Origin of the sequence: Bacillus sp. AFS015802, from assembly GCF_002561455.1 — a bacterium.
In the GTDB taxonomy this organism is placed as follows: domain Bacteria; phylum Bacillota; class Bacilli; order Bacillales; family Bacillaceae_B; genus Rossellomorea.
The window spans coordinates 211,535-225,608 of the sequence record NZ_NTUP01000004.1; the positions used below are offsets into that span (position 1 = coordinate 211,535).

Annotated in this window: 8 protein-coding genes; all 8 read left to right on the forward strand. The window is 33.7% G+C overall.

The genetic code is table 11. The features are described 5' to 3' along the window. Positions 1 to 2: 2 nt before the first annotated feature. The 8 genes from rbsB (at position 3) to CN378_RS03490 (ending at position 13,342) form a co-directional block, all read left to right on the forward strand. A complete protein-coding gene (rbsB, locus tag CN378_RS03450) occupies positions 3 to 941 on the forward strand; it encodes a ribose ABC transporter substrate-binding protein RbsB (RefSeq protein WP_098350537.1) in 939 nt (312 codons plus the stop codon). Between the two features lie 1,256 nt (positions 942 to 2,197). Beyond that, complete coding sequence (locus CN378_RS03460; protein WP_098350539.1) at positions 2,198 to 3,052, forward strand: malate synthase; 855 nt, start codon at positions 2,198 to 2,200, stop codon at positions 3,050 to 3,052. A 695-nt stretch (positions 3,053 to 3,747) separates the two neighbouring features. After that, on the forward strand, positions 3,748 to 5,034 hold the full coding sequence (locus tag CN378_RS03470; RefSeq protein ID WP_098350541.1) for a phage lytic cycle repressor MrpR family protein: 1,287 nt from the start codon (positions 3,748 to 3,750) through the stop codon (positions 5,032 to 5,034). A gap of 1,043 nt (positions 5,035 to 6,077) precedes the next feature. After that, on the forward strand, positions 6,078 to 6,248 hold the full coding sequence (locus CN378_RS22510; RefSeq protein WP_179884798.1) for a hypothetical protein: 171 nt from the start codon (positions 6,078 to 6,080) through the stop codon (positions 6,246 to 6,248). 848 nt (positions 6,249 to 7,096) lie between these two features. After that, positions 7,097 to 9,616 carry a sensor histidine kinase gene (locus tag CN378_RS03475; RefSeq protein WP_179884799.1) on the forward strand — a complete coding sequence of 840 codons (2,520 nt, stop codon included), beginning with the start codon at positions 7,097 to 7,099 and terminating at the stop codon, positions 9,614 to 9,616. Beyond that, positions 9,616 to 10,140: a response regulator gene (locus CN378_RS03480; protein ID WP_098350543.1), complete on the forward strand. Its 525-nt coding sequence runs from the start codon at positions 9,616 to 9,618 to the stop codon at positions 10,138 to 10,140. Before CN378_RS03475 ends, CN378_RS03480 begins: the two co-directional genes overlap by 1 nt. Before the next feature lie 7 nt (positions 10,141 to 10,147). Then, the gene (locus CN378_RS03485) at positions 10,148 to 11,137 is read left to right on the forward strand and encodes an HNH endonuclease (RefSeq protein WP_098350544.1); all 990 of its coding nucleotides are present in this window, start codon (positions 10,148 to 10,150) and stop codon (positions 11,135 to 11,137) included. A gap of 699 nt (positions 11,138 to 11,836) precedes the next feature. After that, positions 11,837 to 13,342, forward strand: coding sequence for an Eco57I restriction-modification methylase domain-containing protein (locus CN378_RS03490; protein WP_098350545.1), 1,506 nt, complete (start codon positions 11,837 to 11,839; stop codon positions 13,340 to 13,342). The last annotated feature ends 732 nt before the right edge of the window (positions 13,343 to 14,074 follow it).

Sequence of the window (14,074 nt, forward strand, 5' to 3'; positions counted from 1 at the left end):
CTATGAAAAAAGCATGGTTACTACTAATCAGTTTATCACTCCTATTCCTAGGCGCCTGCTCCCTGCAGCCGCCGGAATGGGCGAAGCCAAATACAAGCTCGAACCCTGAAGATATCAAAATCGGACTATCCGTTTCAACACTAAACAACCCATTCTTCGTCTCCATGAAAAACGGAGTAGAAGACGAAGCGAAAAAACAAGGCATGGAAGTCGTCGTCGTCGATGCACAGAATGACGCTGCCAAACAGATCAATGACGTAGAAGACCTCATCCAGAAGGGCGTCAACGTCTTACTCATCAACCCAACGGACTCAGCGGCCATCTCCACTGCCGTCCAATCCGCCAACAGCCTGGGTATCCCCGTCGTCACCCTTGACCGCTCAGCGGAAAAAGGAGACGTCGCCACACTCGTAAGCTCGGATAACGAAAAAGGCGGCGAAATGGCAGGAGAATACCTCGTCAAACAGCTCGGTGAAGGAGCCAAGGTGGCAGAACTGGAAGGTGTCCCTGGAGCATCCGCCACTCGTGAGCGGGGAGCCGGATTCCACAACATCGCGGATGAAAAGCTAGATGTCGTGGCCAAGCAGACGGCAAATTTCGACCGTACCGAAGGATTGAATACAATGGAGAACCTGATTCAGGGGAACCCAGATATCAAAGCCGTTTTCGCTCATAATGATGAAATGGCATTGGGAGCACTGCAGGCGATCAAGAGCTCAGGTCGTGACGTATTAGTCGTTGGATTTGATGGAAATGAAGACGCGATGACTAGCATTCAGAATGGTAACCTGTCTGCGACTGTGGCTCAGCAGCCTGAGAAGATTGGTTCGTTGGCCGTTCAGGCTGGGGCTGATGTGTTACAGGGTAAGAAAGTGAAGGAGAAGATTCCGGTTCCGTTGAAGTTGGTGACGGAGGAGAATATAGAAGATTCTTCAGAATAAATTGTAGTGGTTAGCCTCATTCGTGCATTTGTACGAATGAGGTTTTTTTCTTTGTTGGTAAAAGTAGAGGAGAAATTAATTTAGCTTTTCTTGTTTGTGTTTGCTCCAAATGAAGTGGGAGTTTGACCCTGATTTTCAGTTGAATGATAACAAACCTGCTCTTCATTTTCTCCTCCAAAGGTATTTTCCTTTCTCAAATTTAATAACAACATATTTAATTAAGAATATTCACCTAAGGGTATCCTTTCCCAGCCCATCTCCCTATATAAAAGTTGAATACAGATTGAATCCGGAGTGAATCGAATGAGTAGATGGAGAAATTTAAATCAATGGATGTCCGATTTGAATACATTTTATCACCTGTATCTGTGGATTCTGTTGAATGCTATGTATGAGGGCGGAGTTCAGTTAAGGTGTGTGGTGCTCGGTGAAAGGAAGTATATTCGGTCGATTGAGAAGATTCGAGATGACCTGTTTTTTAAACTGAGAATGAGGCCTTTTTGTAAGAGGTTGAAGTCGGAGAAGTGTGAGTATGGGAGTGTCTATACGCTTAAGTCGATGAATGATTTAGCTTGTATGGATTATTTCTATTGGATAAGGATGTCTGTCAAAAGGGATGTTATGATTCTGGGATTGACCAGCTTGTTAAAAGCTGATTCCGGAAGGTCTTCGTGCGGCGAAAAGCATGTGAATTGGGTGCGGAAATAACCTGCAAACAGACTTAAGAACTTAGAGAAAGAATAGATTTTAGAGAACAACAACATCAACACCACCGCCATTAGAGACACTTAGGATGTAGATAGGGGGAGGCGCTGATTGGACATTTATTGGCAGGATGGATGGATCATGATATTTGAGTAGTTCAAACGGAGGGCTCTGGTTCGAGCACTTGGATGAGTGTAGAGAATTCAAATCTATATCATCAATGGCTGATAAGGTCATTAGTTTGAAAGTGGACTTTTCCAAATTGAAAAAATCGAATGGGATCCGTCCCCATTTAACAAGAGAAAAACCAAAAACGCAGGGTTGTACCAATCATCAAGATTTAAACAAAATTACATTTTACCTCGCAATAAAATAGGTTGTCAACACAGAATTTGTATTTTTATCAAAAAAATGCTATAATTATCACCTGTTGATTTTTTTTATTGAACGTTTAGTTAAATATCTTATTTATTCCGAAGGGAAATCCAAACAGTTTTTGTGAGCTTTTCAGGCAATAGTACCCGAGTTATTATACAAGGAGGACTAATATATTGAATTTAATCAATAAGAAAGTTACACATGAGCGGTTTGGTATGGGAAGTATCGTTGATCATAATGATACGGTAGTTGAAATACATTTCGCCACGGAAAATAAAAAATTTGTTTACCCTGATGTATTTGGACAGCACTTGAAACTACATGATAAAAGTGCTGCCAATTCACTTGAAAAAATATTACACGAGCAGGAAATGGAACGCAAAGAGGAAGAAATGCAGAAGCAAGAGGAAAAGGCACGGCAAAGAAAACACCAGGAGATTCGAATGGGTCATGAAAAACGTATGAAAAATCATAAACTTCATCCCGAATCGCAGATGGTTTACAGGTGCGATACAGAAGAACAAAGTAGCTCCTTTTCAGATTGGACGGTTTCCTCTGGTGAAATAAAAAGTGGTACTAATAAGGGTAAGCCAAACAAACCCAGTCGCTTACACCAAAACAGTGCGGTCCTGTTGACAGCGGTCGATCCCGGCATGCCTGAAAAAGACAGACGGATATTAGGTGTCTATATGGTGAAGGATCATTTCATCGGTAAACTTTGTGAAGATGGAAATATTCCTGCCCATTCCCATTACAGACTCCAACTGACAGACGAGGAATCGAAGCAGATGCCTTTTTGGAAGTACTATGTCAATGAAAAATCCCCTCAAAAAACGACATGGAATACAGGTAAGTTCCGTTATTTCGATAATTCGTGGATGGCTCAGATTCTGCGCGACATCGTTTCATTGAAAAGTGACACGGAGGAACAAGAGCTGGCACAACAATTTCTGGACCACTTCTCTAAGGTGAATCAAATAGTGGAGCAGGAGTTAAAAGAGCCGAATGGAGCATTATTGCGTGCTTAGATAAGAACAGCGGAGGAACTAGCACATATAAGGTGAGAGAGTGTTTTAGGTTCACTGCGAATAGTGTTAAAAAGGGACAAGGCGGCCGCCTTGTCCCTTTTTGTGGTTTTTGGACACTTGACTTACATCATTTATCTTAGATGACGAATAGTTATCTGAGTACCTAAAACTTTTTACCCGTTACATTCCCGCCCCACTCTCCAATGGGCCTATGCCAACTGACAATACGGTCTTCAATCATGCTACCGAGCGTTTCTTCATAGTCTTTACGATACGGTTTTGGGAGTTCATGTTCAATCCAGCTCTCCCGCGCACCTTCCCAAACCTCATAAATGTGTAGATCTTTCTGGTGATTCATATCGTCAGAAACTGAGCTGGGGGTCTGACCCCGTTTTTGTTATGCGGAAGGGTCGTTTGGATAGATTAGGGCGTGAGTGTATTGTATTTTGTTAGACACATGGTTCTTTATAGGTATTCCTTTAAAAGCAAGAATTTCTAGTGAAAACTGCTATCTATCAGAATAAAAACAGAACGATTAAAGCTCAAGTTATGGTGAAGCATCATAAGACCGAGAATCTAATGTCTAATTATTATATATAACAAAAGGAAATATATGTTAAAATTACCTTAGTGATAATTAGGATTAAAGTGATGTTACTTATTTTAAAAAAACAACTGGTGGGGTGGGGAATCATGTGGAAAATATATATAAAGAAGAATACTTGAGAAACTATGAGTATGATACTGAAAAGTTATATCGAAAAATCTTATTCACCTATTGTAGAGATGAAGAAAAAAGAATAAATAAAACATTACATATGTTTAATTTATATGAACTTGAAACATTATTCTCTTCCTTTAACTTTAAGTCATTACCCACAGCTAGATCCTATATTCAGATTATAAATTCATTTTTGAACTTCTGTGTTAATAATCACTACATAGATTTCAATCCTTTGGAAACTGTTTTTTCAACAACATGGTTGAAAGTATTTGTATCAATTGAAAAATACTTAACAGATGTTGAGGTTAGTACAATAGTAGATAAATGCATTAATCCACAAGATGCAGTTATCATTCAACTATTATTTGAAGGTGTTGAAGGAGTTAATAAGAGTGAAATAATCAACTTAAAGATTACTGATGTTAATGTTGAGCTTAATGTGCTTACTTTAACGGACGAAGACAAATCTAAAAGATCTCTTAAAGTAAGCGAACGATGTATTGATCTTATCCTAAAAGCTCATAAGCAAACTCTTTATAAAACTAAGAACGGAAAGGGAAAGAAAAGAATTGAAGAAGACATTGTTAAAAGTGAATATATTGTAAAAAAAGTTGGTATAGGTATGCACATAGGTACTCAAACCCCTCAAGTCGTCGGTACTAGGGTGAAAATAATAGGGGAAGCGTTTAACTTAACTCTAAATCCTAAGTTAATTGTGAAATCTGGTAAGTTATCTCTAGTGAAAAACATTTATCTTAAACATAAGATGTACAATAATAAAATAAAAAAAGAGGCTTTAGAAGAGCTTTCGAAAAATTTTAATGTACCTAAACAAAATAATAATGGTTATTTAACACCTGCCCATTCTTTATACACCTTTGTTTCTCTGGATTTAGTAAATACAATTTACGGATTGAACATTGAACCAATTACTAATAAAAAAAGTGAAGATTTTAAATTAGTTTCAGATGCTTATAGTGATGAAGAAACTAAACCTAATAATACTACTATTAGAATTAGGTTAAAGCAATCTGATTTTAGAGACAAAATGTTATATGTCTATTCTAATAAATGCTGCATTACGGGAGAAAGTTTAATAGCAGTGTTAGAGGCTGCACATATACAAGCCTATAAAAATGAAGAAAGCCATCATCCTCAAAACGGTCTTTTACTAAGAACTGATATTGATAAACTTTTTGACAAAGGTCTATTAACAATAAACAAGAACTACATCGTTAAAATTAATGATTCTGTTTAATCAGCTTATTATCAATCTTTCCATAACAAAAAAATCAATTTACCATTAAGTAAAAAATATTATCCTTCACTTTTAGCTATAGAGGAAAGAATGAATAATCTTAACCTAATATCTAATTCAATTTAAGGAGTCTTTGTGGAATAGACCTTAATGTAAAGGAAGTCTATTCTAAATATTTGATTCAAGCCCAAGGATAATTTAACTTGCTTTTTTTTTGCCACTCTAATTTCTCTGAGAGGGTACTTCTAATAGTCTACCTATGAATCTAATTTGAGGATAGTTGAGTTAGACTCTCAGTAGTGAGATGGCGGGAATGAGGTTTACTTCTGTTGGTTAATATACCATTCTTAATTACAATTCATTAAATAAATGAAGTTTCTAACCCCATAAAAACACTACATTGCAGGGGAAAAAGAGCTTTTTTTATTTTTATAAGATCTTGAAAATCTTCTTCAATAATAAAATAATCACTATTTTTTCACCCTTTTTAATTATTTTTCAGGTAAAGACATACCTCCAACTTTCTATTTTACTTATCATGGCGATAATCATTTAATTAAAAACTGTGCGAAAAAACTTGCCTTTATACCGACTATATTAAAAAATCACCTAAGGGTATCCTTTCCCAGCTAACCTCATTATATAAAAATTGAACACAAAATGTATCAGGAGTGAATCAAATGAGTGAAAGTAGAAAAATAAAACAAAGAATGGTTGACTGGGATACATTTTATATCTTGGAGAAGCTTCCCCTATATGTGTTGATTTTGTTGATGCCATGTACAAGGGCGGGGTTCAGGTTGGTTGTGTGGTGCTTGAGGAGTGGCAGTATATCAGGTCGATCCGGAAGTTTCGGGAGGATATGCGGTTTAAGATTGTGAAAAAATTTACAAGTGTTGAAATTTGTGGATTCAACGTTTGATTAAGTGGTTGGAGTCGGAGATGTATGAATATGGGTATGTGTTTATGTTTGGCCGACGAAAATTTCGCCTGTGTTAATTATTTGAAATGGATAGGGGTGTTTGTGAAAGGGGGATGGTGTGATGATTCCGGGGGATGAACAGCTTGATGATAGAGTTGATTCCAGAATGTATTCGTACGGCGAAAAGGTTGTGAGTCATGTGGGGAGAGAATCTGCATACAGACTTAAGAACATAGAGAAAGAAGAGATCTTAGAGAACAACAACACCAACATAGCGACGCTAGGGATGTAGATAGGCTGGAGGCGCTAATTATAATTCTCGTTGGCAGCAAGAGGCGATACTTGTTGTTGACACTGATGGATTATGTGGCAATCAATCGGATCAGTTTGAGCGAGTTGTCGACTGACCAGCTTATTATGTTTAAGGAGGAGTAGTATACAGGGGAGTATCATATGGAGAAAGTTGTTTTTATCAATTTTTAGAAGGGATTTTCAATATAATGCTAGAATCTGTAATATATTAAATAGCTTTGTGGAAGGATAGAACTGTTTTAACAATAGTATTAGATGACTGTTTAATAAAAATACTATGTTTAGTGTACCGTTTGTTGCTTATTGATAGCTTCTTTAACGAGTTAAAGAGTATGGGTTTTAACAAAATACCGAGATCTTAACGTATGGGTTATTATTGCTGCTCATGAAATTGGGGTGGGGTTTGTTTTGCAAATATCTTATTAAAAACAATAAAAACTATTAATTAAAAAATAATGATACAGGTAAATTAGCCCCGTCTTTTGTTTTGTTTAAATGAATTTTTTAGAGCCCATTTTAGTTGTACTAATGACTTTTATACATAATTCTTGAAACTATGTACATAATCCTAACCTTATGCTTATTTTTTATCCTTATTTGCAAACTTTCTAGCTAATTTAAAAACTTTTGTTAAATAATTTCCTAATTTGTAATTCCTTATTTCTTATGATGAAGTGATACAGAAACTATTTTAGAGATATTAATAAAATTAGTCTATATGGTAAAATTGTCAAGGAAAGTAATATCATTCTAAGTGAAATCGAATTTGATTTATATAAATATGTTTTATGAAAAGATGCTTGTTAGAAAGGCTGGGAGTATATGGATATGAAAAAGCACATACATTTTAAGGTGAACGCAAGGCATATAGGCCAACTAGGGCGTGAACTTGTCACCGACTATATTACTGCTTTGGTTGAGTTAATAAAAAATGCATACGATGCTGATGCGGAAGGAATAAAAATAGTTTTTGACAATGTTAAAAGAAAAGATGGACGAATCATAATAGTCGATACAGGTAGTGGTATGTCCCAGCAAGATGTAGAAGATAAATGGATGGTTATAGGGACTAATAATAAAGTGAGAGATACTCATAGCCCCAAAGGGAGAAAGTTTGCTGGGAAAAAGGGGATTGGTAGGTTCGCTGTAGAGAGACTAGCAGAGAAGGTGAAGATTTTTTCATTTAATAGTGATGAAGCACCATTTAAATTCACTTTAAATTGGAATAATTATGAAGAAATGAATTCTGTTGGGCTGAAACAGCGATTTGCTTTATTGAAACATAATCCTAATGATGTGCAAAGTGCTAAGTATCTAAAGTCTCATCTTGACTACCTTTTAATTAGTCCTGAAGTTAATAAGGAAGATAAACAATACATAGAGACAAAGCTATTGGGAAGTAGTAGTTTTGACTACAGTATATTCTTAAACAATACAAAGCTCATTAATTCCCTATCTGACAATCTTCTGCCACTGATTGATAAGTATAAGTCATTAGAAGTTAGAATTGAGGATATTAAACATGATCTTGAAATTCTGAATCCTTCAGAAATTGATGATTATATATACGAAATTGAAAATCTCCAAAGTGAAATAGAATTAAAAAAAGAGAATTCAACTGGCCTAATTATGGTATTAGAGGGATTAAGAGATACCTGGACTCAGAGGGATATCACAAAAATTCAGAAAGAATTAAGATTACTAGTTGCCCCTGATTTCTTAGATGAAAATTCTTTTAAGCCTATATTAGTAGCTGATGAATTTAATTTAGACAATAACTTAATAGTCAACGATGTTTTAGAGGTTGCATATGCTAAATTAGTATGTAAGTTAGATAGGAACGGTGAAAATATCTCGTTGAATTACAGTGAAAGAAAAAGTGGAAAAGAAATAAACACGCACTTTCCACTTGAGGAACCGCTTCATTGTGGTGAGCTTGACCTAGAGTTGTATTTTTTTGTGAGAGATTCAAAAAACATGACCAATGAAATACTTAATCTTACCCATGCCAGGGCAATTTTAGATGAATTTTGCGGGGTTAAAGTATATAGAGATGGATTCCATGTTAAACCATATGGTTCACCTGGTAATGATTGGTTATTATTAGACCAAACAAAAGTAAAAGATACTCATGGATATTTAATTGGGAATAACCAAGTTATAGGTAAGGTGAATATTACAGAAGAAAACAACCCTTTGTTAATAGACGCTACAAATAGAGAACAAATTATAGAAAATGATGCTTTTTATGACTTAAGAAGTTTTGTGCAAATTTGTTTGAATTTTATAAAAGAGATAAGAAGAGAAGAGTATCTTCAAAAAAAGCGTGAAGATGATATTCAAAGAGAGCAAGAGAGAAAAAGACGAGAAGAGGAGAAGAGGAGAGAAGAGGAAGAAAAACATGAAGAAGCAAGAAGAAGAGGAATTGAAGAACAACAGAAAAGACTTGAAGAGATATTACGGGCGAAAAATGAAGAAGAACAAATAGAAAAATTAGCTAATATTGCTAATGAAATAAAAAATCAGTCGGAAAATGACGTTTTATTCTATAAAAACAGATTATTTCAGGAAAGAAAAATCAACGAAGAGAGTCAAGAAGAGCAAAAGAAAATATTTGTTGAAAAGTTGGATGATAAGGAAAGAGAATTAAGTCTTTATAAAAACCTAGCTACTTTAGGCATTTTAACAGGCGCATTTGGACATGAAACTGCCGATATCATAAACAGGATAATTACTGATATAGCATATACAAAAAAATGGTACCCGTCTGTATTGTTAGAAGAGAAACCAGGAATATCAAGTGCATACAATAAAATAAGTAGTGACATGGAAAGGGTTCAAGGTTATAGCGAATTAATTGTCAACTTTGTTACAAAGAAAAAACGATCGCAGATGGAAAGCGTTGATTTTAGAAAAACCATTCAGGAAATAGCTTCTACTTATAATAATATTATTAGATCACAGAATATTGAACTTGATTATGACTTAGACCATTTTGAGAGCAACTTTAAAATGTATCAAATTGACTTTGAGTCAATAATCATTAACTTATTAACTAATGCTTTTGAAGCACTTAAACAAACAGCTAACAAAAAGGTAAGGTTATCCTGCCAAGAAAAAGAGAGTTTTTATGTGATTAAATGTGCTGATAATGGTAAAGGAATAAAAGAAGGCCAGCAAGAATTTATATTTTCTCCTTTTATGACTACAAAAGAAAATGGTATAGGATTAGGACTAAGTATTGTTAGAGATATAATTTTCAGATATAAGGGTAAAATAACAGTAGAGAATTCAGATAATCTCGGTGGAGCAGAATTCACCATATTATTTCCAAAGGATGAAGACTAATGAATATAAAGGGTCTATATATTGAAGATGAAGAAGATAATATTGAAAGTTATGGACGTTTTTTTGAAGATGAAGGTATTGAAGTTGAAGGAGTTGAATTATTTAAAACACCTGATGAGTATTACGATTTAATATGTGAAAAAGATATAGACTTTGTCATAATTGATAACCATTTAGATAAAAAAGGTGTGTCTTATGATGGATTCCAGGTACTCAAAAAGATAAGGGAACAGGATTCTAATATATATCTCCTATTATTAACAAATTTTGAGTTCGATGGGTACGAAAAAAAATTACTTGGTGAATTTGATCAAACAATAATGAAAAAAGAATTTGTGAAAAGTTTTGATGAGATTATTTCTAGAATAAAAAGAGCTCATAAAAGGAAAACAAATAGTGAAACAGCAGAGTATATAAAAAGTGGCATAGAAAGAAGGGAAGTAGAAGTAGGTCAAGAGTTAGACTTGTTGAAAAGTGTAAATGATAAGTTAGAGTCTATAATTAGTAATAGACATAAAGGATGAAATAAAAGTGCCAAAGCATATAAGAAAAAAAAGATATTACAATTATAACAACAAAGCCTGTAAAAAATATTTACGCATTGATTTTAATTACGAGTGTGCTTATTGCATGACTCATGAGGCAGAGAGTATTCATGGTTTTAAATCTTTTGAGATTGATCACTTTAAACCAAGAAGTAAGTTTCCAGAAGATCCTTATATAGATAAGTATGAAAACTTATATTACTCTTGCCATATTTGTAATGGGGAGAAAAGTGATGATTGGAAAGGACATTTATTGGATCCATGTCATGATGATATTTATGGTAAACATGTAAGTGAAGAAATGAATGAAAAATTTAAATTAATTCCTGTAACCGACGAAGGAGAAGACTACGTCAATATTCTTAAGTTAAATCAGAAAACTCATAGAGGAATTCGGAAAGTTAGGGCAAGATATCAACAAAAAATAAATCAAAAAATTAAAGAAAGAAAAAGGTTACTAGAAAACATTAAGGAATTATCTGAGTTTAAACAGCATGAATTAACCGAAGTATTATCAGTTTTGGCTGGACTTGAAGATGAAAGGAAAGGTCCGTATTTTAATTTGATTGATGATATTGATCAAGAATATGAAAAGGCTTTTGAAGAAACATTTAATTCTGTATTTGATGGTGAAAATGTTTATCTTGAAAAAGTATACTCTGAATATGACTTAGATTATGAAATAAATATAAATGAACGTAGTATTAAGGTTTTTTTTCGTTATGAAGAAAGCTTAGATTTCAATAATGGAGTAAAACAAATTCGAATTCCAGTTGAACAAGCAGAGGAATGGAAGGAGTTTGAGATTCCCGTAATGATACTGGTTTTTGAGAAGGATAAAAATAAAATATATTTTAATAGATTTAATATTTACATTGATAGTAATCCTATAAAAACTAATAATATGTATACTATAAAAATAGAAAAAGAGGATGAGTTGAAAAGTAATCTTAAGAAATTCAAAGAAATTATATAATATCGAGGGAGTGACAGGATTAATAAAAGGTGGTGTGTGCTAAAATGAATGCATTTGAGGCGTCCAGATGTGAAGGTCTGCAATTTTTAGTCACTTTACTGACATCACTATATAAATATTAAACCTCTTACCCTTTCTTTTGACATTTAATTACTCCAGCTCAGACTTTCAGGAGTCTACTGAATGTTGAATACTTAATGCATTTGACTATGGTCGGTTGAAGCGCTTAACATAATAAATTTATTTTTAAAAAAGCCATTGAAGTTAACCTTTCGATGGCTATTCATTTATCAAACACTTTATTGCTAATAATAAATTTAAAGTATAAAACTGCATATAAAACAAGGCTTCATTTGTCTATCGTACCTGCACCTGTTTGTCTTTTCTAGAATTAATTGGTCTGTAAGTATAACAGACGTATGGTTTGATATGAAAAAACCGACTGCGATTAATTTTGATAGGTGCTTCAAAGGTTCTATCAACTCTAACTTTTTTAAGTCGATTAAAATTATCTTTCTGGCTAACTCATTATTGTTTGTGTTAAATTGACATATTGAAATATTAAGATGAAAAGGAGAATTTACTTTTAGCTACCTATGTGATAAACAACCTTCGAATTTTTGTAACCCTATTTGGAAACAGAAAATTATTGAAGTGTAATTTAACTATTATATAATAGGCTTTGTGGAGGTTATCCAAATGGTAATTGACTTTTTAAGAGAAATTGATGAAAGTTCTAACAATACTAGTATTAATAGAGCCCAAGAAAGAAATAAGCAACTTAATGAACAATATTTTACTCCTATGGGGATTGCCTACTTTATGGCTTCAATGTTTAAACCTGTTAAGAAAAGAGAAATAAACTTTTTGGATGCGGGTGCAGGAGTTGGAAATTTAACCGCAGCTTTTATAGCTTATGTATGCAGTTGGGAAGTAAAGCCCCAAAAAATAAAGGTTATTTTATATGAGATTGACAATACGATTATTGATGAATTGAGAGCAAATATGGAGATTTCTAGTGAAATGTGTCATGAACATAGGATACAATTAGAAATTGTTTTGAAAAATGAAGATTTTATTAGTTACACAATTGATGAAATACACGAAAAAAAAGAAACCCTTTATGATTACATAATACTTAACCCTCCATACAAAAAGCTAAATACTAACACCAAGGAAAAGAGGCTATTATCGAGTATAAAGATTGAAGTTCCCAATTATTATGCGGCATTTGTGTCACTTTCTCTTAGGTTATTAAAATCCAAAGGACAACTTGTTTGTATTACACCAAGAAGTTTTTGTAACGGTCAATATTTTAAAAGCTTTAGGAGTGATCTTCTTGAAAAAATAAAATTTGAGTGGATACATTTATTTGATTCAAGAAAGGACATTTTTTATGATAATGTTTTGCAGGAAACTATTATCATGTATTTAACTAAAAATGCGCAAACAATAAATCATAATATAACCATAACTGAGAGCGTTAATGTTGAATTTTCAGAAATAAGAAAGATAAAAAAGAAATTTGAAAATGTAGTATTTCCTAATGATAAGGAAAAGATAATTAGATTAAATAAAGAAGATGACTTAGGATTAGTAGAAAAAATGCACTCTTTACCTTGTACTTTAGAAAATTTAGGAATCACAGTTTCAACAGGTCCTGTTGTTGATTTTAGAGAAAAAGCAGGTCTTTTAAGATTTGAATCTACGCAATTTTCAATACCACTTATATATCCGGAACACTTTTTTAATGGGTTTATAAAATGGCCAATTATTAGTAAAAAGCCAGGTTATCTTATTCAGGACAAATCCAATTTTAATAACCTGAGACCCCCGGGTATCTATGTATTAGTAAAAAGAGTCTCTTCCAAAGAAGAAAAAAAGAGAATCATAGCAGCAGTGTACGATAGTCAATATATAGGTAAATTTAAAGTTGCATTCGATAATAAAGTGAATTATTTCCATACGGGAAAGAAGGGTTTATTAAGCCGCAATAAAGCAAAAGGATTAACGTTGTATCTAAACTCTTCATTGGTAGATTTTTACTTTAGAACTTTTAGTGGAAGTACGCAAGTAAATGTTTCAGACCTAAAAACCCTAAAATACCCATCTTTGGAAATGTTAGAAAGACTAGGTACTTATTATGAAAATGAATTACCTCCTCAAGAAGAGATAGATCAATTAATAAATGAAATGTTTGTATAAAAAAACAAAAGCATTTAATTGTTACAAGCTGTTTTGAAATTCTCGACAGCTTTTTTGAGTAATGCTTTTTAGTATAAAAAGTGAAATTGGTAATAGCAATGACCCGTAGCAACCATGGATGTGATTGCTACCGATCTCAGCTAATCTCGAGGAAATCGAGAAACCGCTCAGGTCAGAACAAATTAAATGGAACCTACATGTGAAATTCAATAACCCCGAAGTGCATGCCAAAGCTGTCGTGGAAACATCAAGTGTCATCCAGAATAGCGAAGAGAGAAAAAAATCCTTGCTGAATGAACTGAAGTCCAGGAAGGGGAAAATGCGACTGTCCCTATAACTGTAAAAGCAAAAGAGTTTGGCCAAGGCAGTATGAAAGTTAAGGTGGAAGCATACTATCAAGATGGCAAGTTTTAATATTCTTTGAATCCCACTCAATACTTTCTGGTTACAAAAGAATAGGTGCTAACAGGAGAAAAGGGGTTTACTAAGTTGGACTCCAGTATACTTATCATTTAAAACAGCAAGGTAAGATCTCTGATAAAGAATACGAAACCCGAAAAGAAGAATTGATGAAGGGGCACTAACAATCGGCTACCATCCATATAAAGAAGAAAAGAGTGAACCTAAATTGCAGGTTCACTCTTTTTTTAACCAAATTTTTGTATGGGCTCTTGTTTATCTATTCTACTTCGCACCTTACTAACCACATAAATGTGAACGCTAGAATAAAGT